Raw genomic sequence first — 22,649 nt, 5'->3', positions numbered from 1 at the left:
GTCGGGGGCGTCAGACGCGCTCGATGATGGTGGCCACACCCATGCCGCCGCCGATGCACAGCGTGATCAGGGCGTAGCGGGCGTTACGACGCTCCAGCTCGTCGACCATGGTGCCGGTGATCATGGCGCCGGTGGCGCCGAGCGGGTGGCCCATGGCGATGGCGCCACCGTTGACATTGAGCTTCTCGTCCGGGATCCGCAGATCCTTCTGGAACTTCAGCACCACCGAGGCGAAGGCTTCGTTGATCTCGAACAGGTCGATATCGTCGACGGTCAGCCCGGCCTTGGCCAGCACCTTCTGCGATGCCGGGGTGGGGCCGGTGAGCATGATGGTGCTGTCCGCACCGCTGGTGGCGGTGGCGACGATGCGGGCCCGCGGGGTCAGGCCCGAGGCCTGCCCGGCCTCTTCGGTGCCGACCAGGACCAGTGCGGCACCGTCGACGATGCCGGAGCTGTTGCCGCCGTGGTGGACGTGGTCGATCTTCTCCACGAAGTGGTACTTCTGCAGCGCCACCGCGTCGAAGCCGCCCATCTCACCGATACCGGCGAAGGACGGGTTCAGCTTGGCCAGGTCTTCCAGGGTGGTGCCGGGCCGCATGTGCTCGTCGTTGTCCAGCACGGTCAGGCCGTTGATGTCCTTGACCGGGACGATCGACTTGGCGAAGTAGCCGCCGGTGGTCGCCTTGGCGGCCAGATCCTGCGAGCGCACGGCGTAGGAGTCGACGTCCTCGCGGGAGAAGCCCTCGATGCTGGCGATGAGGTCGGCGCTGATGCCCTGCGGTACGACGTAGGTGTCGTAGTTGGTGGCCGGATCGAGCATCCAGGCGCCACCGTCGGAGCCCATGGGCACGCGGGACATGGATTCGACGCCGCCTGCCAGGACCAGGTCCTCGAAGCCGGAGCGCACCTTCTGCGCGGCCATGTTCACGGCTTCCAGGCCGGAGGCACAGAAACGGTTGATCTGCACACCGCCGACGGTCTGCGGCAGGCCGGCGGTCAGCACGGTGGTGCGGGCGATATCGGAACCCTGGTCACCGACCGGGGAGACGACACCGAGGATGAGGTCGGAGATCCGGTCCTCGTCGAGGTTCGGGAAGCGGTTGCGCAGCTCCTGCACCAGGCCGGTGGTCAGGTCGATCGGCTTGACCGAGTGCAGCGACCCCTTCTTGTTGCGGCCGCGCGGGGTGCGGATGGCCTCGTAAATGTAGGCCTCTGTGGTCATATCGGAATGTCCCTTCGTAGGAATACGCCCACCCGCACCAGGCGGAGCGGACGCGAGTTACCTCGCCGACCGGCCGTTCGACCGACCGTCCGTATTCAGTTGAGCAGCGCTGACGGGCCGGTCACCCGCGCGGGCATACGCTGTACAAACCACGGCACGGGTAACCGAGAGGGTACCGAGCAGCCCGTACCTCACGGCCCACCATAGAACCTCGTCTCGCCGAAGTCCGCAGCTACCCGCCCATAGTACCGCCGGATGCGAACTCCGGTTAACTTAACGTGGTCGAGACGGTGCTTGTCAACCGTTCAACGGGGTGGCGCCCAGCTCACTGGCCAGAAGCCGCAACGCGACCTCGTCCGGGTCGCGCCGATCGCCCGGCGCGACCGGTTGTGCCGACTCCGCCAGCATCTCCTGCTCTTCCTCCGGAGTGGACGCGGGCACGCTGTGCGGTGCGTAACCGTGATCACCCGGATCGTCGGGCAGATCCGGGTAGTCCGGGGGCGGGATGTCGTCGTAGGGGCTCGCCGCCGCGGCCCCGGACTTGGCCTGGCTCGGCCGCGAGAACCGCGGCCGGCGCGCCGGCGGTTCGGCACCGGCCCGCGCACCGTTCGCCGGTCCACTACCGGCGGCACCGGCCTGCGGGCCGCCGTCGCTGTCGGCGCGGCGCGGTGGGTCCGGCGTCTCCGCGCCCGCCCGGCTCGGCGCCGGGCGCTGCGGACCGCCTCGGCGACCGCCGTCGGAATCACCCGACTCCGAGTCACCGGCCCGGCGTCCGCCCCGCTCGCGGCCACCGGGACCCCGCGAGACCTGCTGGCCCGCGACGACCCAGCGCACCGGATGTTCCCGGCCGAGTACCGCGCGCACCGCCGAGCGGACCGCCGACAGCGGCTGCGGCTGCGAAAGCCGCTGGACCAACGCGGCGTGATGGGCCAGTACGATCTCGCCGTCCTGGACCCCGGCCACCGACGCCCCCGAGGTGAGCATCGCGCCGATGGTCGGCCCGAACTCCTTGACCGCGAGCTTGATCTCCGGCCAGGCGGCCTCCACGGCGGCCAGCAACTCCGGATCGGCCGGGGTCACGCCGGTATCGCGCCCGGCCGGACCGATCGGGTCGGCGCCGGACCCGGCCGCCGGGTCCGGTTCGGCAGCGGGTCCGGCCGCCACGGTCGGTTCGACAGTGGGCTCGGCCGCCGCGGACGCTGGAGCGAGGTCGGAGCCCTCGCCGCGATCGGCGGGTTGCCCACTCACCGGCGGATGGGCAGCGGTCTCCGCACTCGCCTGCCTCTCGGCCGGGGTCGAACCAGTACCGCGCGAAGTGTGCGCGCCGGGGGTGCGGGCGTGTTCCGCCTGTACCGGGGGGACGGTCGAATCCGGCTCGGGAGCCGAGTCCGGTTTCGGCGGTGCCGCGGCCGGTGCGGGACCGGCCGGCGCCGTCTCGGCCGCACGGGCGCCGGGCTCGGGATGCCGCGGCTCCACCGAGCCCCCGCCGACCGCGTCCACCGACGCCGCGGGGGCAGGTGGCATCTGCTGGTCCGGACCGCCCCGGTCGGGCCCGGGGCGCGTCGCGTCCGCTGCTCCGGACGTCGGCGGCTTGGCCGCAGCCACGCGTTCCGGCGACCGCCCGGTCTTGGACTCCCGCAGGGCGGCCAGCGCTTCGGCCCCTCGGCGGCGGGACGGGTCGGACGCGGCAGCCGGCCGCGCGGGTGCCGGGGCGGCTTCGGCGGGACCGGACACCTGCGCCCCACCTGCGGGCGCCCCACCCGGGGACGCGACCACACCGGCAGCGACCCGACGTTCCAGCTGTTCCAGCCGCTGCAGGGTCGCGGCCTCGGATTCGTCCGCGGCGGGCAACAGCATCCGTGAGCAGACGACCTCGAGCAGCAGCCGCGGCGCGGTGGCCCCCCGCATCTCACCCAGTCCGGCGTGCAGGAGTTCGGCGTAGCGGGTGAGGGCCGCGGGCCCGAGCCGGGCGGCCTGCTCACGCATCCGGTCCAGCAGGTCGGCGGGCGCGGCGACGAGGCCACGTTCGGTGGCGTCGGGTACGGCCTGCAGCAGGATCAGGTCGCGCAGCCGCTCGAGCAGGTCCACCGCGAACCGGCGCGGATCGTGCCCGGCCTCCATCACCCGGTCGACGGTGCCGAACAGGGCGGCGCCGTCCCCGGCCGCCAGCGCGTCGACCGCGTCGTCGATCAGCGCCACATCGGTCACCCCCAACAATGCGACGGCGCGCGAATAGGTGACGCCCTCGGACCCGGCGCCGGCGAGCAACTGGTCGAGCACGCTCAAGCTGTCGCGCGGGGAGCCACCGCCCGCGCGGATCACCAACGGGTACACCGCTTCTTCCACCGGCACCTGCTCCTGTTCGCAGATGCCGGCGAGCAGGCCACGCATGGTGGCGGAGGGTAGCAGCCGGAAGGGATAGTGGTGGGTGCGCGAGCGGATGGTCGGCAGCACCTTGTCCGGCTCGGTGGTGGCGAAGACGAAGATGAGATGGGCCGGGGGCTCCTCGACGATCTTCAGCAGCGCGTTGAACCCGGCCGTGGTGACCATATGCGCCTCGTCGACGATGAACACCCGGTAGCGGGATTCGGCGGGTGCGTAGAAGGCCCGGTCACGTAGTTCCCGGGTGTCGTCGACGCCACCGTGGCTGGCGGCGTCCAGTTCGATCACGTCGAGATTGCCCCCACCGCCAGGGGCCAGCGATACACAGGAGGCGCAGGTGCCGCAGGGTGTGGAGGTGGGGCCCTGCACGCAGTTCAGCGAGCGGGCGAGAATCCGGGCCGACGAGGTCTTACCGCAACCGCGCGGACCCGAGAAGAGATAGGCATGACTGATCCGGCCGGTGTCGAGCGCGGTACACAGCGGGTCGGTGACATGCTCCTGGCCCACCACGTCAGCGAACGTTGCCGGTCGGTACTTCCGGTACAGAGCCACGGCCAGAGGTTACCGGCGGAGACCGACAGCGCGCACCCGGCGTGGGTACCCGCCCGCCGCCTGGACCGGACCGCCTCTTCCATCCGTGGGTTAACAGCGTTACGCTAACGCCACTAACTTACTGATCCGGGGCCACCATATGTTGATCCGCGTCGCGCAGTTCACCACCCGATTCCCACGCGCAATACTCATCGGCGCACTGGCCGTCGCACTACTGTGCGGGATCTTCGGGGCCGGCGCGGCCGCCGGGCTGAAATCCGGCGGATTCGTCCCCGCCGACGCCGAATCGATCCGCGCCGCCGAGCAGCTCACCGAAAATTTCGACGGCGCGGCGCCCAACTACTTCCTCCTGGTCGAATCGCCGGACGGGGTCGACGCGGATCCGGTGCGGGCGCGTGCCCTGCAGGTCATCGATATCGTGCGAGCCCACCCGGACACCGCCGGCGTCCAGTCGTACTGGACCGCGCCGTCACCGGCGGTCGCGAGCGTGCTGCGCAGCACCGACGGCGAATCCGGGCTCATCGCGGTCAATTTCGCGGGCGACGAGACCCAGATCCAGGATGCCGCCGGCGAGCTCGGCGAACAGATCACCGGAACGGTCGACGGGGTGACGGTCCGGGCCGGCGGCACCGCGGCGACCTTCCACGAGGTCAACGAGCAGATCACGCACGATCTGGCCATCGCCGAAGCCGCGGCCATCCCGCTCACCCTGGTGGTTCTCGTCCTGGTCTTCGGCAGCCTGATCGCCGCCTCGCTGCCGCTGCTGGTCGGGCTGTTCGCGATCGCCGCCACGCTGGCCATCCTCGAGCTGTTCACGCTGTTCACCGACGTCTCCATCTACGCGATGAACCTCACCACCGCGCTGGGCCTGGCGCTGGCCATCGACTACAGCCTGTTCATCGTCAGCCGGTTCCGGGAGGAACTCGCGGCCGGCCGTGATCCGCGCGCGGCCACCGTCCGAGCCCTGCAGACCGCCGGTCGTACCGTGCTGTTCTCCGCGGTCACCGTGGCGCTGTCGCTATCGGCGATGCTCGTGTTCGACCTGTACTTCCTGCGCTCGTTCGCCTATGCGGGCGTCGCGGTGGTGATCGCGGCCGCCGTCGCGTCGATCGTGGTGCTACCCGCCGCGCTGGTACTGCTCGGGCACCGGGTCAACGCCCTCGACCTGCGGGCACCCATCCTGCGCCTGTTCGGCCGCCAACCGAAGCCGCTGGGTGCCATGGTGCCGGAGCAGACCGGCTGGTATCGCCTGGTCAAGCGGGTTATGCGGGTCGCGGTCCCGGTCTCCGTGGTGATCGTGGCGCTCATGCTGGCGCTCGGCTCGCCGTTCCTCTCGGTGAAGTTCGGCTACCCCGACGAGCGGGTGTTGCCCGATTCGGCGGCCAGCCGGCAGGTGGGCGACGTGGTCCGGGCGGAGTTCCCGCGTGCCGATCCCGGCGGAAACACCACGATCGTGCTGGACGGATATCGTGACGAACGCGGGATCGGCGAATACGCGGCCCGGCTGTCCGAGGTCGACGACGTCGCCGGAGTGCTGTCCGGTGCCGGCGTGTACGTCTCCGGTAACCGGCTCGCCCCCACGCCGCCCGGTATGACGAACGGCACCGGCACATACCTGACCGTCAACAGCGCAGTCGACCCGTTCTCCCCCGCCGGCGCGGAACAGTTGGACGCGTTGCGGGCGGTCGACCCGCCCGCCCCCGCCCTGTTCGGCGGTTCCGCCGCGGTGAACGAGGACTCGCTCGACGCGCTGGCCGAGCGACTACCGCTGGCCGGCCTGCTCATCGTGCTGTCCACCTTCGTGGTGCTGTTCCTGTTCACCGGCAGCCTCATCCTGCCGCTGAAGGCGCTACTGCTGAACACCCTCTCGCTGACCGCCGCGTTCGGTGCCATGGTGTGGATCTTCCAGGACGGCCATCTGCAGGGGCTGCTCGGCTTCACCGCCGTCGGCTATCTGGTGCCGACGATGCCGATCCTCATGTTCTGCCTGGCCTTCGGGCTGTCCATGGACTACGAGGTGTTCCTGCTGTCGCGCATCCGGGAGGAGTGGCTGCGCCGCCGAGCCGGGCGCGCGGACACGGAGTCGGTCCGGGAGGACAACACCGAAGCCGTCGCCGTCGGGGTGGCCCGCACCGGGCGGATCTTCACCGCCGCGGCCGTGCTGATGGCCATCGTGATCGGTGCCCTCACCACCTCCAAGGTGTCGTTCATCCAGCTGATGGGCCTGGGCCTGACCTTGACCGTGCTCGCCGACGCCACACTCATCCGGGCGCTGCTCGTACCGGCGCTGATGAAACTGATGGGCCCCCTCAACTGGTGGGCGCCGAAACCGCTGGCCGAGCTGCACGACCGGATCGGGTTCCGCGAAGAGCCCGTGGACGTGCCGGGCGCCGGCGCCGAACCACCGGTGCGCGTATGACCACCGGGCGGCCACGCTCCCCACGCGGGCACGGAAGCCGGCTGCGCGCGGAGATCATCTCCGCCACCCGGGAGCTGCTCGAACGCACCGGCGATGTCGGGGCGGTATCGATCCGCGCGGTCGCGAGTGTGGTGGGGGTCAGCGCACCCTCCATCTATCGCCACTTCACCGACAAGGGCGCGCTGATCGAGGCGGCGGTGGCCGAGGTCTTCGAAGCTCTGAACACCGCGATGCAGGCGGCGGTCGATCCGGCGGACCCCCCGGCGCTGCGGTTGCACCGCCTCGGCCTCGCCTACGTACGGTTCGCCCTGGACCATCCCGAGCAGTACCGGCTGGCGACCATCCCGACCACCCATCAGGGCGCGGTGGACATGGTGCTGACCAGCGGCGCGTTCCGGTACTTCGCCGCCACGGTCGAAGCGGCCATGGCCGACGGCCTCATCGACCGTGCGGACCCCACCCCGCTGGTGCTCGAGTTGTGGGCGGCGGCGCACGGGATCGCTTCCCTGCTACTCGCGAAACCCTTTCTACCCTGGGGCGATCCGATGGCTGTCGCCGAAAGGGTGCTCGAAGCGGCATGTTTCGGGCATGTGCTCACCGAACTGATGGGCCCGGACAAGTCTCCCGCCGAAATGACCCGGTGGGTGATGGATCTCCGCGCAGGGATACGCGAATCGGATTCCTCCGCCTGATTCAGCTCACCGCGTCGGCCGGCGCGGTGAAGGTGTTGCACTCGGCGGTCAGATTGTGTTCGACCCCCAGCCCGAACCAGAGCCCGCCGTTCTCCGGAGTGCCGTGATCGCGCATATCGCCGTGCTGATCACCACGATGGTCGGCATCGGTTCGGGCATCGGTGATCTGCTGGCCGGTGAGCGCACCGCCGTCGGCCGAGGAGACCAGATACATGCCGTCGAAGCAGTTGGCCTGCAGTTCCACGCGCCGCGACAGTTCGAGACCCTCCGGACTGCGCGCGCCGACCTCGACCCGGGCGCTGTTGGCGGCGAGCAGGATTCCGGACATGTTCTGGATGTGATGCCCGTATTCGTGTGCGAACACCGACAGGTAGACCACCCAGTTGTCGTGGTAGTAGTCGGTCTGCAACTGGCTGACCGGCATATAGATCGTCCGGTTGGCCGGACAGTAGAACGCGGCGAAGTTGTCGGTCGAACCGGTGCACGGTGTGGTGATGCCCTCGGTATTCGCCGACACCAGCACCGTCGGCGGCTCGAACGGCAGGCCCGCGTCCGCCAGTACCGGCTGCCAGGCCGCCTCCAGGCATTTCTCGGCGCTGGAGAAGAAGGCTCGGGCCGTATCCTCATCCGTCGACCACGGCGCGTACTCGCAGTCCGCGGGGATCAGCGTCGCATCCGGATCGGTGAGCAGCGGATTCGTCCCGGTTGCGGCGGGACCGGTCGCGCCGGTGTCGTAACTGTGTTCCGGTTGCGGGCCCAGCACTTTCAGGCCGTCGGAATTCAAACCGCCCCGCACGAGTGCGCCGACCACCACCAGGATCAGCGCGAGTACTACCAGTAACGTGCTGCCGCTGCTGCGGCGGCTACGCGGCCGCGGAGCGTTGGGCACCCGATAGGGCACCGGCGGCGGCATGGGCGGTGCGACGATCGGGCGATAACCGGAGCTCGGGCCCGGCGGTGGATAACCCTGCGGCGGCCGGTGCGAATACCCCTGCGACGCGGGCGGGTAACCCGGGCGTGGGCCCGAATAGGGCGGCCGCTGCGGTCCGCCGGGCCGCGGACCGTACGGGGGCCGGCCACCGGGCGGTATCGGCTGCCGGCCGGGCGGTACCGATCCGCGCCCGTAAGGTGGTTGTGACACTCCCCCGGACCCCCTCGCCTTCTCCGAACACCAACAGCCGCTGACGCAGGATAGCAAGCTGAGATCCCGGATTGCCGGGTTCGGATCGGTGTTCGGCCTGCGGCACCCTCGATCCCGTTCTCACGCCGGCGGATCGGGTGTTCACCTGCGGGTGCGGGTACCGCGCCGATCGGGGCCCGAATGCCGCAGTCGACCTGGCTGCCCGGCCGGCACTGCAGAAACAAGACCCACCACGATCCCCGGACCTCCGAGCAGGGGGCCGGGTTACCGATGCCCGCCGACGGGAAGGCACTGACCGGCACCCGATGGGTGCCGGCGCAACCGGGCCGGACGACGCGGGAACCAAGTTTTGTACCCCGGCCGGAGTAAGAGCCCAGGACGCCCGAGAAGGGCGGCGTTCGATAACTCATCGAGTTATCGGACGCGTTGTAAGGTTACGAGTCATGCTCACATTTCGGGGGGGTGCGCTCGCGCTGCTGCTGGCACTGACCGGATTACTCGCTGTTTTCGGGACGAGCGCACCGGCGGCCCGGGCCCAGGAGCCGGCCGGTTCGATCCTGTATCTGGATATGACGTTGAACCGCGAGGGCATCCTCGAAGTGACCGAGCGCGTGACGGTTCCGCCCGGCGAACAGTTCACCATGACGTTGCCGCTGCGGGTGCAGATCAGCGAGGACTCCGAACGCCGGTTCGCGGTCACCGATATCGAGACCAGCGGCCCGGGCAGCGCGACGATCGCCGACGATCTGTTCACCGTGGACGCGGGCCCCGGGGAGACCACGGTCCGCTATTCGGTACGCAACACGGTCAGTGATGCCGAGGGCAGTCAGGTCTTCCGCTGGTTCGGCGTGCTCAATGTCGATCTCGCCGAGATCCATGCCTCGCTCATCAGCCCCAGTTTCGAGATGGGCATCGTGGAATGCCTGCTGGGCCCGATCGGCAACACCCGGCCCTGCGCCCAGGTCCGGGTCGAACCGGACGGTGTCATGTACCTGGACCAGACGAATCTGCGCAAGGGCGAATCGGTCGACCTGACCCTGCAGATTCCGCCGGGCACCGTACCGCCGAACGCCGATATCACCGGCCCCGGCGATTCACCGTTCGCCGTGACCGGACCCGTGCTCATGGCATTCGGCCTGCTGGTGGCCGCCCTCGTGGCGCTGGCCGCCTATATCTTCTGGGTGCGCCGGCAGTCCGTCCCCGCCGAGCCGATGGAGCCGCTGGTGCGCAGCGGTGGGCGGACCCACTTCAGTTCCCCGGCCGGCATCCTGCCGGGTGAGGCCGGCGTCCTGCTCGACGGTCACTCCGACCCGACCGATATCGCCGCCACAGTGGTGGATCTCGCGGTCCGCAACTATCTGTGGATCTCCCGCATCGGCGAGACCCAATGGCGACTGACCCGCGTGAATCCGGGCGACGACCAGCTGCGCGCCTACGAGCGGACCGTCTACGACGCGCTGCTGCCGCCCGGCACCGACGCGGTCACCATGGCCGAACTCGCCGCACCGGGCCGCCTGCCCACCGAACCGCTGCGCCGGGCCATGGTCACCGACGCCGTCGACCGCGGTGCCTTCATCGACCCTGTCCGGCGCCGGATCCCGCTGTGGCTGGGCGGCGGCCTGATCGTCCTCGGCGCCGCGGTGACCGTCCTCGCCGCCCTGCTGGCCGGACACGCCCTGGTGGGTGTGGCAATCGCACTGGGCGGTGGCGCACTACTCGCGGCCCAGCGGTTCCTGCCGGTGCGCACCGCCTTCGGCCGGACGCTGACCGCGCAAGTCCGCGGATTGCAGCGGGGTCTGGAACAGGTCACCAGCCGGCAGATCCCGCCCGGCGACCGCGAACTCGTATTCTCCCGCGGTCTGCCCTACATGGTGGTCTGGAGCCGAGCCGACAACTGGGTCCGCACCTTCCGCGATATCGACCCCTCCGCGGACGACGATCCCGGGCTGTACTGGTTCGGCGGCTTCGAAGGCGACCGGGACCTGCACCGGTTCGCCGTGCACTTCCCGTATTTCATCACCGCGATCGAATCGCTGTTTCCCGCGAAATAACGGGAAACCCCGTGCGGCGAATGCCGCACGGGGTATGTCGGGACGCTAGCGCCTCATGCTGCTTTCACCGGGCATGAGCGAGGGCCCTACGTGGTTACGCTGCGCTACCGTCTCCGGGCCCGACTCGCTCATGCCGTGACCCGGCGCAGCGCGGCGAGCGGATCGGCGTACAGCGCGCTCAGCGAGGTGACGACGGCCGCGAACTCCTGCACCTTCGAGGCGTACCCGGTGACCCGGATATCCGTGGGCGGCAGCATCGTGGATTCATTGAAGGCACGCGCCACATGCGCGAGACCGGGCCGGTAGGTCGTGAACGCCTGCCCACCGAGCACCACCCGGTCGGGGTTCAGCATGTCCCGGACCAGTGCCACTGTCCGCCCGAGCACGGTGGCCCGTTCCGCCAGCAGTTCGCGGGCCGGTTCGGAACCGCGCGCCGCGGCCCGGTAGAGGTCGGCAATGCTCGAGCTGGCTTTGCCGTTGTGCGCGGGAATGATTCCCCGTCCGACGGCGCGGGCGTGCAGCCCACGGTCGCCGACGGTCGCCTCCAAGCAGCCGCGCCGACCGCACGAGCATTCGACCTCGGAACCGGTGGGCAGATGCGCTATCGAACCTGGACCGTTGCTCGGCGTATGCACCCGGCCGTCCAGGGTCACCGAGATACCGGCGGTCTCCCGGACATAGAAATAGAGACTGCTACCGTGCGCGGCCGGGCCGGCATCCTCCGCCGCGTCCTGGCTCACGCCCGGTAGCAGCAGTTCCGAAGCGGCCATGGCCTCGACGTGCGGGGCGATCGTCACCGGGAGACCGAGAACCTCGCTGAACACCGCGCCCACCGGCGCGGCCTGCCAACCCAGTTTCGGGTGATCGACGATACCGGTACCGGGATCCACCCGGCCGCCGATCGCGACGCCCACCCATAACGGGGTACGCCGGTACCAGCGCTGCAGAAAGGATTTCGCGCTGTGCGCGACGGTTTTCACCGCGAACTCCTGGCCGGTCTGCGGGGTGGCGATGGTGAGTCCGCCGAGGATCCGGCCGCGCAGATCCGAGACCACGATCCGGGTGGACGCCGCGCCGATGTGCACACCGAGGGTTCCGAACGTGTCGTGGTCCACCTCGAACGGTACCCGGGGCCGGCCGACCGCGCCGGAAGCGGTCAGATCGGCGCGCTCGCGCAGCAGACCGGCGGTGAGCAGCGAGGACACCTGGCGATTGACGGTGGCGATGCTCAGTCCGGTGGCCCGTGCGGTCTTGTCCCGGAAGACCGCTCCGGTGGTGGCGGCCCGGAGCACGGCCGCGGCGGGATTGTCCGATAACCGCAGATCAGGGGCGACGACCGGACGAGGAACTCGGGTACGAACAGTGGAAGCCTGCGACGCGGTGCGTTCGGCGGTGCGGACAGCCATATGAATTTCCTCGATGAATATCTCCCGCGAAACGGGATATGCCTACAACAGAAACGAGGCGGCTGGGAGATCCAAATCGCTCAACCGCGGCAACGGCGGCAACACAACTCGCGAGTGAGGGGCAGGCGCAGACCCAGAGCGGCGGTCACATAGGTGACCTTCCGCGAGTCGGCGCTGCTGGTAGACATAACAAATAAATTAACATCTCCCCGGGCGCAACACCAAGGTTTCGGCGATCTTCATCTCACCGGCCCGCGCGTTCGCCCTGCTCGACCCCATATTTCCGGCCCGCCCTCGGCGCCTTCCGATCGTGCACAGTCATTCTCGACGGCCCCACGGTGTGGTATCGGCCTCGCACCCGGGCCGCGGTGAATTCGAAACGCGGCCCGATCGAATTCTCCGTTATCGTCCGGGAAATAAGACCATAGTTGGTCTCCGCCATTTCCCGTCGACACCCGGAGAATATTCTCCGCCGCTGTGCGGGAAATATTCCCCGGAGATCGGCGGAGAATATCCGCCGTGGACCGGCGGACAATCGGAACCGCGGGCAGCCGGGCGCGCTGTTCGGGTCGTCACACCGCCCACGCTTCCGAAGGCGCGCCCGGCGAATCGCGAAGACCCTGGTACACGGCATTTTCCGCTGCTATGCTCCGAGCCGACGGTGGGGAGTCCGAAGGGGGAAGACGATGCCCGTACCAGATCTGGGTCGATCGGCCGCCGTCCGCCTGTACGAGGCGGCGCGGGCCGGAGAGTTCCATATGTCCGAAGCGGCCGCGCGCGGCCTGGCCGAATCGTGCGACCGGCTCGCGGAGCGAATACGGCAGGCACGGGTGGACGCGGCCGCCCTCACCGACGTGCGGGGGTTTCCGGAGCTGCCGTCGGGCCGTGCGCTGACGCGGGGTTTCGCCGCGAAGGGCCAGGAGTACCTGGACACTCTCACCGCTTTCGAACAGACGGCACTGCGACACAAGGCCGCCTATCTGGCGGCCGCCGCACTCTTTCGCGAGGCCGATGCCGCCAACAGCGCGGCCCTCACCCGCACGGTGGCGGATACCACCTGAGATGCGGCAGTATGTCCAATTACTCAGGGGTGCAGGAAAATTGAAACCATGCGGCCCGATGCATCGGAACGGTGCGCCGGATCGCGCAACCGAGGGGGCCGACAGTGGCACAGCAGGGGCAACCGGGCACCGCGGGGGCGGGCACAGACCCGGCCTACGTACCCGACCGTGAAGTATTCGGTGCGTACACCCACCAGCAGATCTGGGACCTGGTACGCGAAGAACTGGCGCCGGCCGAACTGAGCCGTCTCGCCGATACGTGGGGATACACCGCGAGCGCGGTAGAAACGGCATTCGACGAATTCGCACGCGATCTCACCCGGTTCTCCGGGGACTGGTCGGGTCTCGCGGCGGTGGCCGCCGCCCGGGCCGCGGCCGCGTTCGTCCGTACCGGCGACGACGCCGTCGCGGTCTGCCGCGTCGTCGAACAGTTGCTCGCGGCCGATTCCACCGCCGCCGAATCCGTTCGCGCGGCGATCCCGCCACCCCCGAGCCCCTACCTACCGGATCCGGACCCGGCCGTCGAAGCCGCCGCCGGAGCACAGCGGCGCACGGCCTACAACACCGCCGCGGCGACCCTGACGGCCGAGGCCCAGGACGCCATGACCTTCGGGTACAACCCGACGATCCCGGCCAGCGGCGACGCCGTTCCCCGCTTCTTTGCGCCGGGGGACCGGGCTCCGGCAGACGAGCCGACCACCGCGGGGGCACCGGCACCGGCACGGCCGGACACACCCGCGGCGCCGCCGGCCGCGGAATCCCAGCGCGGCCGCACCCCCTCCGCGGAGGCACCCGACCCGCCGCGATCGGCGAGCCCGGCGCCCGCGCCGGACGACACCCCGAAAGATCCTGCCCGCGAGCCCGATTCGGAACACCCCGATCCAGATCCCGGATCCCCCACCGCTCTACGCGGCGGAGAAAGCGACCATTCACCGGCAACACCGCGGTCGGCCGCCGAAACCGCGGCACCGGCTCCTTCTCCCACGGCATCGGCGCCGGCTGCCGATGGACCCGAGTCCTCTCCCGATGCACCGGCGCCGCTTCCCGATACGGCAATGCCGCCTTCCGATACACCAGCGGCACCGACGAATACACCGGCAAAGCCTCCCGCTGCGCCGGCACCACTTCCCGATACGGCAATGCCGCCTTCCGATACAGCAGCGCTGTCTTCCGACGCAGCGGGCAATCCTTCCGACCCCCCGCCGGCAAGCCATGCTGCCGGTTCAGCGGGCACGGTGGCGACCGCCACCGCCCCGGCCACGCTGTCCACCGTGGATCACCTCGCCGCCGACAGCAGCACCGGAACCACCGCTGTGCCCCGGGCGCCGGGCCCGATACCGCAGCAGACGGCCCTTCCGGACCGCGGCGACCCGAGCCCCGCTTCCGCGCCGACACCGCCGCGAGCGCCCGCGGCGGTGGCCGGGTGGAGTCCGGCGGAAACGGCCGGCCGCGCCGACAGCGCCCAGGCCGCACCGCACGGCGGCCACCGGCCCGGCCCGGCCAACTCGGCGATACCGTCCGCCCCCCGGTCCCCCACCCCACCCGATGCCGACGCAGGCGCATCGGCCGCCCAACGTCCCGGCCAGAGCGAACAGATAGCCCGCTCGGTCCTCTCCCGCCCAACCACCGAAGCGGCCGGGGAATCAGTCGCTTCCCCGGGCACCGGGACGGAACCGGGGATCTCTCAGCGCTCCGAACACCCCTGGACGCGGACGGTGCGACCGAGCGGCTTCCCGCTGCCGGCCGCCCCCGGACCGTTGCCGGCACGCGCACCCGAGGGCGAACGCAGCAGTCCGGACTACCTACACAGGCCGAACGAGCAGCTGACCGCTACCCCGCCCGCCGTTCCGCCGGTTTTCGGTGAATACACCGGGACCGAGGACCCGGACAGAACGCGACCGGGTGACGGGAACCGCTGATGGACTGGGTGTTCACGCCGGACGAGTTCGGTCATATCTGGCAGACCGAGACCGGGCTCGACCGGCGGCCCCACCCGATAGACCTGGCTCCCCGGGCCACCGTCGGCACCGAGAGTGCGCGGGCCGCGTTGGAACTGGACTCCCGGTTTCCACCCAACCACGATGCCGATCTCACTGGTACGCTGCGCTTCCTCGCCCGCACCGATGTCACGAGGGTGACCGTCTTCGGCGACGAGTTCGATGGCGACCGGCGCCGCCCCGACCCGATCCTCGCGCTCGCCGTCGCTTTCGGGAACTGGGGCGCGGTGATCCGCGCGCATTCGGGGCGGGTCAGCGTCACGGCCTGTCATGCCCGGAATATCGGTAAACACCTCGCCACCGCGCTCGGTCCGGCCGCGCCCGGAACCCTTCCGGCCATGCGGGAACCACGGGAGGCCGTCCTCTGCCCGGATCCGGGCCGGCGACAGCCGAGCCGGGCCGAACGGCTGCGCGAGATCCTGCACCGGCCCATCGACGCGCGGGGCTTCTTCACGGTCGCGGTGGCCCCGGAGGATCCCATGTCACCGCCACCCGTACACCGCACCTGGCTGGATTTCACCGGCGACGGCCGTTATCTACTGGCCGCCGGCAGCCATCTGGCGCTGACCCCGGTCGGCGAATCCGAGCTGGCCGCCGAACTCACCAGGCTGGCGCGGGTCCGCTGACCCGCCCGCCGGAGGACAGGTCACTTCTGCTTGGCGGCGGCCTTCATCTGCTTCTTGAAAGCGCGCACCTCTAGCAAGGTCTCACCGTCGACGATATCGGCCGCCGAGCGTCGCGAACCCGGTTCGGCGTAGTCCCCGGCAGCCGCTTCCCACCCGGCCGGCCGCACCCCCAGCTGCTTACCGAGCAGCGCCAGGAAGATGCGGGCCTTCTGGTCGCCGTACCCGGGCAGCGCCTTCAACCGCTTCAGTACTTCGCTGCCGTCGGGGTCGCCGACGGTCCAGATCGCGGCCACATCCCCGTCGTAGTGTTCGATCACGTAGCGGGCGAGGTCCTGGATCCGCCGGGCCATGGACCGGCCGTAGCGGTGGATGGCGGGCGGGGTCGCGGCCAGCTCCTCGAACTCGGCCTGGTCCGCGGCCGCGATCGCGTGGATATCCAGTCCGCCCATCCGGTCGGCGAGCTTTTTGGGGCCCCTAAACGCATGCTCGAGCGGATACTGTTGGTCCAGGAGCATCCCGATCAGCAGCGCCAGAGAGCTCTCCGAGAGCAACTCGTCGGCCTCGGGTTCCTGTGCCAGACACAACTTGGCCATGCCCTGCTCCTCACTCTGGACTACCAGCGATGATCCCACGGGCGACGCGCCGCTCTCCGCTAGGCTCGCCCCCATGCCAGACACGGCGACAAAGCCACCCACCACACTGGATGGACACGGACCCATGGACAGTTTCGGGTTACGCCCCGACCGTTTCGATGCCGCGGGCCAGGACCAACTGGTCGATATCCGCGATCTACAGGCCACCCTTCCGGGACTCACCCGGCTACGCGACTGGGCACACGAGGCCTTGGCGCTGCGGCCGGGCGAGCACGCGGTCGATATCGGCTCCGGTACCGGATCGGAGGTGATCACCTTCGCCGACGCGGTGGGGCCCACCGGTTCGGCGGCGGGTGTGGAACCCGATCCGCACCTGCTCGCCGCGGCCGTCGCGCGCGCCGCCGAGGCGCATTCGTCGGCCACCTTCCATTCCGGTGACGCCTACGGCATCCCATTCGGATCCGCCACCTTCGACGCCGTGCTGTGCGAGCGCGTATTCCAGCATCTGACCGCGCCGGCCCGGGCCGCGCGCGAAATCGCCCGGGTCCTGCGTCCCGGCGGCCGGGCCGTGGTGATGGACGCCGACTGGGGTTCGGCCATCGTGCACCCCGGCGAGCATCGCGTGGTCCGCGAGGTCGTGGACACCCTCGTCGCGGCGACGACCAACCCGTACTCGGGCCGCAGGCTGGCGGGTCTGCTTACCGCGGCCGGACTGGAGGTGGCGAGCACCGGCTCGCAGGCGCTGATCCAGAACCGTTCGGCCGGAGCCGGGGCGCTGGTCAGCCGGATCTCCGCCATGGCAGTGGCCCGGCGGGTGATCACCGAGGCCGAACGCGAGAAACTCCTCGCCGATCTGGCCCGGGGTGCGGCGGCCGGTGATATCCACCTCTCGGTGACCATGTTCGCCGTACACGTCCGCAAACCCGCCTGACCCCGGGACCCTCCGCTTCTACTTCAGCAGTTTCTCGGTCGCTGCCAGCAGCACGCAGGTCGCCAGGCCGTCCATGGCCTGCTCGAGTTCCGGCAGCGCCGGGAAACTGGGGGCGATCCGGATGTTCCTGTCCTGGGCGTCCTTCTTGTACGGGAAGGCCGAACCGGCCGCGGTCAGCGCGATTCCGGCGTTCTTCGCCAGTTCGATCACCCGCGCCGCGGTGCCCTCGAGTACATCGAGGCTGATGAAGTAGCCGCCCTTCGGCTCGGTCCAGGACGCGACCTTCGAGGCGCCCAGCCGCTCCTCGAGAATCCGCAGGACGAGCGCGAACTTCGGCTCCAGGATCGCGCGATGCTTCTGCATATGCGCCCGCACCCCGGCGGCATCGGTGAAGAACCGCAGGTGCCGCAGCTGATTGATCTTGTCCGGGCCGATGCTCTTCTTCCCGGCATGGCTCAGGTACCAGTCCAGGTTTTCGGTCGAAGCGCCGAAGAAACTGACTCCGGAGCCGGCGAAGGTGATCTTGGAGGTCGAGGCGAAAACCAGCGGGCGGTGCGGGTTTCCGGCCGCCGCGGCCAGCGAGAGTACATCCAGTACCGGTGCCGCAGTATCGGTGAGCGGGTGCACCGCGTAGGCGTTGTCCCAGAACAGCCGGAAATCGGGGGCCGCCGCCGGCATCGAAACCAGTTCGCGCACCACGTCTTCGGAGAAGACGACACCGGTCGGGTTCGAATAGTTCGGCACCGCCCACAGACCCTTGATCTGTGGATCGTCGGCCAGCAGCTCGGCGACGACCCGGGTGTCGGGCCCGTTGTGCCGCATCGGCACGGGGATCATCTCGAAGCCCAGCGATTCGGTGATCGCGAAATGCCGGTCGTAACCGGGGCTGGGGCACAGGAACTTCACGGTGGGTTCGTCGGCCCACCGCCGCGGCGAATCGGGTAGCCCGAACAGGGTCGCGAAGGCGATGGTGTCGTGCATCAACTCCAGGCTGGCATTGTTTCCCGCGATCAGGTTGTCGACGCCGATACCGAGCAGCTCACCGAAGATGGCCCGCAGTTCCGGAAGCCCGTGCAGCCCGCCGTAGTTGCGGCAATCGGTACCGGTGCCGTCCCGGAAATCACCGTCGCCGGGCAGCGACAGCAGGGCCGAGGAGAGGGCGAGTTGTTCCGGCGAGGGCTTACCCCGGGTCAGATCGAGGGTCAGCTGAGCAGCCTGCAGTGTCGCGTAGTTCGCGGACTGGAGTTCGTGCTCGGCGGTGAGTTCCTCAGGACTCATCAAACCGATCTGCGTTTGCCGGGGCATCGTGGACAGCCTTTCCAACTACCTGGTGCGGTGTACTCGCTTACGGACGGCCGCTGGGTCCGGCCGCCTCGAGCCACGTTACCCGGGCACCCGTCGCCACCGGGAGGGGTTGGGAGTCTGCGGGCTGTGTTCGCCGGCCCCGCTCTCGGCAGGCCTGGTCGCGGCGCTGCCGGCAGCGGCCACAGAGGTGGGCTGTGCGAAGTAGGAGAAGGCCGAGGTACGTCCGGAACACAGGAACCCCGCCTGAGATAAGGGGACCCCGCGCACCCGGCAGAGCCCGTTGACCCTTGCTGCCTTCCGGCCCTGGGGGAGTTCACAGGATGCGCGCCGCGCGGGATCCGTCGGCCAGTGTAGCGGCTACCCCCACCGCGTGCCGCAGGGGGCCGATACCGGTCGCGCCGGGCCGGGTACGAGCAGGCCCCGTGCTCGCTACCATCCTTTTTAGTTGGAGGGGAATATTCCCTCACCACACGAGGGGATGGGCGAGGATGACCAAGGAGAATCCGCCGGAGCACGAACGCACGGAGCAGACGAAGTGGTGGGAGACACCCGGCGGTGGGGCGGGGGGGCCGGGGCCGGGCGGCAGCACTCCGGGTGCGGATCCAACGATGGTGAACCCGAACGCCGACGCGCAGTTCCGCGGCGACCAGAGCCCACCCGCGACGCCGCCGTACTCGAGCGGCCAGCAGCAGTACTCGAGCGGGCAACAGCAGTACTCGAGCGGCCGGCAACCCCAGTTTCCCGGTGGACAGCCGCCGCCGAGCGGCGGGCAGCGGTTCCCGAGCGGGCAACAGCAGTACTCGAGCGGCCAGCAGTACACCGGCGGGCAGCCACAGTATCCGGCTCCGGGCCCCACCTGGCAGGCCGGGCCGCCCGCTTTCGCGAACCCCATCGGGTACGGGGCCGCCGCGGCCGCTCGTTCGCGGTCCAAGAACAACACCGCCCTGATCGTGGTCGGCGTGGTGCTGTTCGTGATCGTGCTGATCTGCGGGATCGGGGGGATCGCGCTGGTGAACTCCGACTCGGGGTCCGAGGGGGCGGACGGCGACTACGGCATGGAGAACGTCACCAATGCCTGTGACCTCGTCGACGCCTCCGTCCTGGACCAGTGGGCCGCCAACCGCGACGAGACCACCCATCAGGAGGACGCCCCGGCCAGTTACGGCGGCGGATCGCTGCACTGTCAGGTCAGCAATGAGGGCACCGACTCCAACAGCGCCCGGCTCGGCCTGGACGTCACATTCGACAGCGAATACGGCTCATACGGCTACGACGAGTGGAAAAAATCCGATACTGCCACCACCGGCACGGATTACTCCTCCGGTGCGGTGACCGAACTGGGCGAGGACGCCTACTACTCGTCCCAGGTCAACGACTACTCGTCCTTCCAGACCCTGGACTACACGGTCGCGGCCAAGGACAGCAACGTTTCGGTCAAGGTGAACCTGTACATCACCTACGACGGTGTGGTGGACCGGTCGACGGTGGATCGGAGCTGCCGGGACCAGGTCCGCAAGGTGCTCGACGAACTGCACAAATGACACAAATGAAACGAATCCGCCGGTAGCGTGACTGCTACCGGCGGATTCGGTGGCGGAGGATGCGGGATTCGAACCCGCGAGGGCTGTTAACCCAACCCGCGTTCCAGGCGAGCGCCATAGGCCACTAGGCGAATCCTCCGCCGAGCAGCATACCTGCCACCCCGGCCCATCGTGAAAACGCCCGCTCATACCCCGTTCGGACCCCGGCACACCGACCGGTCTCATAGCACGAATCCCGTTATCGGGCAAGATATCCAGCAGTTTGCCGCGCTGATCACCTAATTGTGACGGCCGTCGCGCCCACTCGCGCCGACGGTGCCATGATGGGCGCCGTGGATCCCCAGGTGATCGAAGTCGTTCAGAGTTCCCCGGCTTGGTGGCAGTCGTGGCTGCCACTGCTCGGTTCGCTCGTCCTCGGCGGCGCGGCGGTGATCGCGGTACTGGTCAACAACCGGACGAACCGGGATGCGATCGCTGCCGCCGACGAGCGCGCTCAGCGCACCCTGGCCGCGGCCGCCCAGCAACAGAACGACAGCGCGAAACGCCAGGTCGACACGACCCGGTTGCAGCTCGACGCCGCCCATCACCAGGTCGAATCCGCGCACGCGGTGGCGCTCGGGCAGGCGGGTGAGAATTGGCGCCGCGGCACCGTGGTCGCCGCGATAGCCGATACGTTGAGCATGTCCGGCAGGCTCTGCCAGGCGCTGCGGCGGGACGAGGAGTGGACCGACGAGCTCATCGGCGATCTGATCCACGACCTGGAGGACGGCTCGGAACGCGCGAATGTGCTGCGTCTGGTCGGCTCGGATCACCACTACAAACAGTGGCGCCGGCTGGCCGATACTCTCTCCGACGCGCTACTGGCCGCCCTTACGCTACAGCGCAAGAAACTGCAGGACGCCCCGGCCGAGGAGATCCGCGCCGCACGCGACCACAAGAACCAGCTGCTCGGCGAGGTCCGGGCGGCCGAGCGCGAACTCATCGGCGCCACCCGCGAAGAGTTGGACATCGAACCGAACTGAAGCGATCGGCGCGCGCCCGGGCCGTCCTCGCTCAATCGGCGCCGCGTATATCGCGCAATGCCGCACGCAGGTGTTCGGCATAGTTGTCGAGGTCCGGGACGACCGCGGGATCGGCGTGTAGGGAGAGGGTGACGGTGTCCCCAATACCGTGGATACCGTGCGTGAGGTGCATCACCGTGCCGAGCGCGGGAAAGCCGCCGGTGAACCGGACCGGGGCCGCGCCGAAGCGCAGATCGGCCGGGCCGCGGTCGACGCTGGAGACAACGGTATGGCCGGTGATCCGGTCCGGTACGAGATCGATCGGGTATTTCCGCACGTCGCGTCGCAGTAGCAGCGGCGGAAGTACCGCGGTCACCGCGTCCTGCGCGGCGAGTAGTGGATGGACGGCCCGGTCTCGCCGGGCGGCCAGATCGGCGGCGATCGCCGCGGCCCGCCGCACCGGATCGTCCGTACCGATCGCCAGATCGACGCCGAGGCTGCGATAGTTGTTGCGGACTCCGGGCCGCGGCGGTGTCGCCATCGGCACCTGAGCGCCCAGGGCAGCGGCTTCCGCACCGCGCTCGCGCAGATACCGCTGGAGCGCGAGCGATACGGCCGTCAGACCCACCACTGTGACGCTGCGGCCGGGCATCCGGAAATCCACCGTCCGACAGACCAGCATCCGCACCGCATGGCCGGTGACCGCGCCCGGCACATTGAGCACCCCCGGCGGGTAGCCCGGCGCGGCCGGCGGCACCTGCCCGGCGGCAGTGAGTTCCGCGAGTTCGTTCCGGGCCCGGCCGGCGGCGAGCCCGCGCCGGACGGTCCGTGCGATACCCGATGGCAGGGCCAGCCCCCCGCGCCCCGCCCGCACTGCCATCCGGGCACGCGGTACCGGGCGCGTGGCCGGTGTGGACGCGGCGCCGGGGTCGTCGGTGAATAGGGCACGGGCGATCCGGGACGCGCCGCGACCATCGACCAGTGCGTGCGATATCTGCAACACCACCACGGTCACCGTCGGATCGGGCGCCGGATTCTCCCGGATACCGCGGAAGACATGCAGCCGCCACGGGTACCGCACCGCATCGACTCCGGTGCCGAGCAACCGTCCGACGGCCGCGAGCAGGTCGGGCCAGTGCGGCCGGTCGAGCCGGTGCGTCACGAACTGGTCCGGTTCGGGTTCGGCGGGAACCCACACCGGGTAGGACAGGCCGGTGGGGTCCGGGCACAACCTGACCAGCAGTTCGGGGATCGCGGCACACCGTTGGACGAGCGCATCGCGCAATCTGGTGTTCTCCCAGGTGGATTCGGCGAAGCAGTAGAGGAGGAACTGGTCGTTGAGGGTGCGCCGGGAGAGCCAGTACATGGTCGCGTCCTGGGGCGCCAGCGGGATCACCGGCCGACCCTAATGGATGCCGCCGTCCGCGCCCCGGTCGCGGTCCGCGCACGCAAAGGCCCCGGACCCGCGAGGTCCGGGGCCGCCTTGCCTGATATCGGGAAAACCGTCAGGCGCCGTGGAAATCCGCTGCCGTTACTCCGGACAGGAACTCGGCCCACTCGCCCGGCGCGAAGGCCAGCACCGGCCCGCTGCCGTGATCCTTCGTATCACGGACCGCCACGTTGCCGTCTACGAGAAATGCCACCTCCACGCAGTTCCCGTCCGGGCCGCTGTATGTACTCTTCCGCCACACAGCACCCGTCATATCCACCTTCACGGCACTGCACTCCT

Annotated in this window: 17 protein-coding genes, 1 tRNA gene and 1 other RNA gene; 9 read left to right on the top strand and 10 right to left on the bottom strand. The window is 69.5% G+C overall.

The window, feature by feature from the left end; all coding sequences use genetic code 11:
• Window positions 1-10 precede the first annotated feature (10 nt).
• Both NGR01S_RS06195 and NGR01S_RS06190 read right to left on the bottom strand, forming a co-directional pair.
• The gene (locus tag NGR01S_RS06195; protein ID WP_063035226.1) at window positions 11-1,222 is read right to left on the bottom strand and encodes an acetyl-CoA C-acetyltransferase; all 1,212 of its coding nucleotides are present in this window, start codon (window positions 1,220-1,222) and stop codon (window positions 11-13) included.
• Window positions 1,223-1,519: 297 nt separating this feature from the next.
• Window positions 1,520-4,156: a DNA polymerase III subunit gamma and tau gene (locus NGR01S_RS06190; protein ID WP_063035225.1), complete on the bottom strand. Its 2,637-nt coding sequence runs from the start codon at window positions 4,154-4,156 to the stop codon at window positions 1,520-1,522.
• Between the two features lie 139 nt (window positions 4,157-4,295).
• Between NGR01S_RS06190 and NGR01S_RS06185 the strand changes: the two genes are divergently transcribed.
• Both NGR01S_RS06185 and NGR01S_RS06180 read left to right on the top strand, forming a co-directional pair.
• Window positions 4,296-6,575, top strand: coding sequence for an MMPL family transporter (locus tag NGR01S_RS06185; protein WP_063035224.1), 2,280 nt, complete (start codon window positions 4,296-4,298; stop codon window positions 6,573-6,575).
• Window positions 6,572-7,267 (top strand): TetR/AcrR family transcriptional regulator, encoded by a 696-nt coding sequence (locus tag NGR01S_RS06180; protein WP_063035223.1) that lies wholly within the window; start codon window positions 6,572-6,574, stop codon window positions 7,265-7,267. The genes NGR01S_RS06185 and NGR01S_RS06180 overlap by 4 nt, the downstream gene beginning before the upstream one ends.
• 1 nt (window position 7,268) lies before the next feature.
• Here NGR01S_RS06180 and NGR01S_RS06175 read toward each other — a convergent pair whose 3' ends face one another.
• Window positions 7,269-8,180: a neutral zinc metallopeptidase gene (locus tag NGR01S_RS06175; RefSeq protein WP_063035222.1), complete on the bottom strand. Its 912-nt coding sequence runs from the start codon at window positions 8,178-8,180 to the stop codon at window positions 7,269-7,271.
• 671 nt (window positions 8,181-8,851) lie between these two features.
• Here NGR01S_RS06175 and NGR01S_RS06170 point away from each other — a divergent pair.
• The gene (locus tag NGR01S_RS06170) at window positions 8,852-10,459 is read left to right on the top strand and encodes a DUF2207 family protein (RefSeq protein WP_063035221.1); all 1,608 of its coding nucleotides are present in this window, start codon (window positions 8,852-8,854) and stop codon (window positions 10,457-10,459) included.
• Window positions 10,460-10,587: 128 nt separating this feature from the next.
• Here NGR01S_RS06170 and NGR01S_RS06165 read toward each other — a convergent pair whose 3' ends face one another.
• Window positions 10,588-11,865 carry an ROK family protein gene (locus NGR01S_RS06165; protein WP_063035220.1) on the bottom strand — a complete coding sequence of 426 codons (1,278 nt, stop codon included), beginning with the start codon at window positions 11,863-11,865 and terminating at the stop codon, window positions 10,588-10,590.
• Window positions 11,866-12,551: 686 nt separating this feature from the next.
• Between NGR01S_RS06165 and NGR01S_RS06160 the strand changes: the two genes are divergently transcribed.
• The 3 genes from NGR01S_RS06160 (at window position 12,552) to NGR01S_RS06150 (ending at window position 15,549) form a co-directional block, all read left to right on the top strand.
• Window positions 12,552-12,926, top strand: a complete 375-nt coding sequence (locus tag NGR01S_RS06160) for a hypothetical protein (RefSeq protein WP_063035219.1) — start codon at window positions 12,552-12,554, stop codon at window positions 12,924-12,926.
• Window positions 12,927-13,030: 104 nt separating this feature from the next.
• Window positions 13,031-14,845: a hypothetical protein gene (locus NGR01S_RS31745; protein WP_174551667.1), complete on the top strand. Its 1,815-nt coding sequence runs from the start codon at window positions 13,031-13,033 to the stop codon at window positions 14,843-14,845.
• Entirely contained in the window at window positions 14,845-15,549 is a 705-nt protein-coding gene (locus NGR01S_RS06150; protein ID WP_063035218.1) for an ESX secretion-associated protein EspG, read from the top strand. The genes NGR01S_RS31745 and NGR01S_RS06150 overlap by 1 nt, the downstream gene beginning before the upstream one ends.
• Window positions 15,550-15,569: 20 nt before the next feature.
• On the opposite strand, the gene NGR01S_RS06145 is transcribed toward NGR01S_RS06150, so the two are convergent.
• Complete coding sequence (locus NGR01S_RS06145) at window positions 15,570-16,142, bottom strand: HhH-GPD-type base excision DNA repair protein (protein ID WP_063035217.1); 573 nt, start codon at window positions 16,140-16,142, stop codon at window positions 15,570-15,572.
• A 124-nt stretch (window positions 16,143-16,266) separates the two neighbouring features.
• Between NGR01S_RS06145 and NGR01S_RS06140 the strand changes: the two genes are divergently transcribed.
• The gene (locus tag NGR01S_RS06140) at window positions 16,267-17,073 is read left to right on the top strand and encodes a methyltransferase domain-containing protein (protein WP_063035216.1); all 807 of its coding nucleotides are present in this window, start codon (window positions 16,267-16,269) and stop codon (window positions 17,071-17,073) included.
• Window positions 17,074-17,091: 18 nt separating this feature from the next.
• On the opposite strand, the gene NGR01S_RS06135 is transcribed toward NGR01S_RS06140, so the two are convergent.
• Window positions 17,092-18,378, bottom strand: a complete 1,287-nt coding sequence (locus tag NGR01S_RS06135) for an aspartate aminotransferase type Ic (protein WP_063035215.1) — start codon at window positions 18,376-18,378, stop codon at window positions 17,092-17,094.
• Window positions 18,379-18,626: 248 nt separating this feature from the next.
• Window positions 18,627-18,721: signal recognition particle sRNA small type (gene ffs, locus NGR01S_RS06130), an RNA gene on the bottom strand.
• A gap of 145 nt (window positions 18,722-18,866) precedes the next feature.
• Here ffs and NGR01S_RS06125 point away from each other — a divergent pair.
• Complete coding sequence (locus tag NGR01S_RS06125) at window positions 18,867-19,919, top strand: hypothetical protein (protein ID WP_157107149.1); 1,053 nt, start codon at window positions 18,867-18,869, stop codon at window positions 19,917-19,919.
• Between the two features lie 50 nt (window positions 19,920-19,969).
• Here NGR01S_RS06125 and NGR01S_RS06120 read toward each other — a convergent pair.
• Window positions 19,970-20,058: transfer RNA gene (locus tag NGR01S_RS06120), tRNA-Ser, on the bottom strand.
• A gap of 145 nt (window positions 20,059-20,203) precedes the next feature.
• Here NGR01S_RS06120 and NGR01S_RS06115 point away from each other — a divergent pair.
• Window positions 20,204-20,941 carry a hypothetical protein gene (locus NGR01S_RS06115; protein WP_157107148.1) on the top strand — a complete coding sequence of 246 codons (738 nt, stop codon included), beginning with the start codon at window positions 20,204-20,206 and terminating at the stop codon, window positions 20,939-20,941.
• A gap of 31 nt (window positions 20,942-20,972) precedes the next feature.
• Here the strand turns inward: NGR01S_RS06115 and NGR01S_RS06110 are convergent, their stop codons facing one another.
• Together NGR01S_RS06110 and NGR01S_RS06105 are read right to left on the bottom strand one after the other, a co-directional pair.
• Window positions 20,973-22,316 (bottom strand): wax ester/triacylglycerol synthase domain-containing protein, encoded by a 1,344-nt coding sequence (locus NGR01S_RS06110; protein WP_063035212.1) that lies wholly within the window; start codon window positions 22,314-22,316, stop codon window positions 20,973-20,975.
• Window positions 22,317-22,425: 109 nt separating this feature from the next.
• On the bottom strand, window positions 22,426-22,623 hold the full coding sequence (locus tag NGR01S_RS06105; protein ID WP_063035320.1) for a DUF397 domain-containing protein: 198 nt from the start codon (window positions 22,621-22,623) through the stop codon (window positions 22,426-22,428).
• Window positions 22,624-22,649: the final 26 nt, after the last annotated feature.

It is taken from the genome of Nocardia grenadensis NBRC 108939 (assembly GCF_001613445.1).
GTDB classification, from domain to species: Bacteria; Actinomycetota; Actinomycetes; order Mycobacteriales; family Mycobacteriaceae; genus Nocardia; species Nocardia grenadensis.
The sequence above is the reverse complement of the archived record's forward strand: the minus strand, read 5'-3'. Positions and strand labels throughout refer to the sequence as shown.

What these genes read in the sequence shown, in the direction of transcription:
- NGR01S_RS06195 (WP_063035226.1), bottom strand. Translation starts at nt 1,222, where the DNA reads ATGACCACAGAGGCCTACATTTACGAGGCCATCCGCACCCCGCGCGGC.
- NGR01S_RS06185 (WP_063035224.1), top strand. Translation starts at nt 4,296, where the DNA reads ATGTTGATCCGCGTCGCGCAGTTCACCACCCGATTCCCACGCGCAATA.
- NGR01S_RS06180 (WP_063035223.1), top strand. Translation starts at nt 6,572, where the DNA reads ATGACCACCGGGCGGCCACGCTCCCCACGCGGGCACGGAAGCCGGCTG.
- NGR01S_RS06175 (WP_063035222.1), bottom strand. Translation starts at nt 8,180, where the DNA reads ATGCCGCCGCCGGTGCCCTATCGGGTGCCCAACGCTCCGCGGCCGCGT.
- NGR01S_RS06170 (WP_063035221.1), top strand. Translation starts at nt 8,852, where the DNA reads ATGCTCACATTTCGGGGGGGTGCGCTCGCGCTGCTGCTGGCACTGACC.
- NGR01S_RS06165 (WP_063035220.1), bottom strand. Translation starts at nt 11,865, where the DNA reads ATGGCTGTCCGCACCGCCGAACGCACCGCGTCGCAGGCTTCCACTGTT.
- NGR01S_RS06160 (WP_063035219.1), top strand. Translation starts at nt 12,552, where the DNA reads ATGCCCGTACCAGATCTGGGTCGATCGGCCGCCGTCCGCCTGTACGAG.
- NGR01S_RS06150 (WP_063035218.1), top strand. Translation starts at nt 14,845, where the DNA reads ATGGACTGGGTGTTCACGCCGGACGAGTTCGGTCATATCTGGCAGACC.
- NGR01S_RS06145 (WP_063035217.1), bottom strand. Translation starts at nt 16,142, where the DNA reads ATGGCCAAGTTGTGTCTGGCACAGGAACCCGAGGCCGACGAGTTGCTC.
- NGR01S_RS06140 (WP_063035216.1), top strand. Translation starts at nt 16,267, where the DNA reads ATGGACAGTTTCGGGTTACGCCCCGACCGTTTCGATGCCGCGGGCCAG.
- NGR01S_RS06135 (WP_063035215.1), bottom strand. Translation starts at nt 18,378, where the DNA reads ATGCCCCGGCAAACGCAGATCGGTTTGATGAGTCCTGAGGAACTCACC.
- NGR01S_RS06125 (WP_157107149.1), top strand. Translation starts at nt 18,867, where the DNA reads ATGACCAAGGAGAATCCGCCGGAGCACGAACGCACGGAGCAGACGAAG.
- NGR01S_RS06105 (WP_063035320.1), bottom strand. Translation starts at nt 22,623, where the DNA reads ATGACGGGTGCTGTGTGGCGGAAGAGTACATACAGCGGCCCGGACGGG.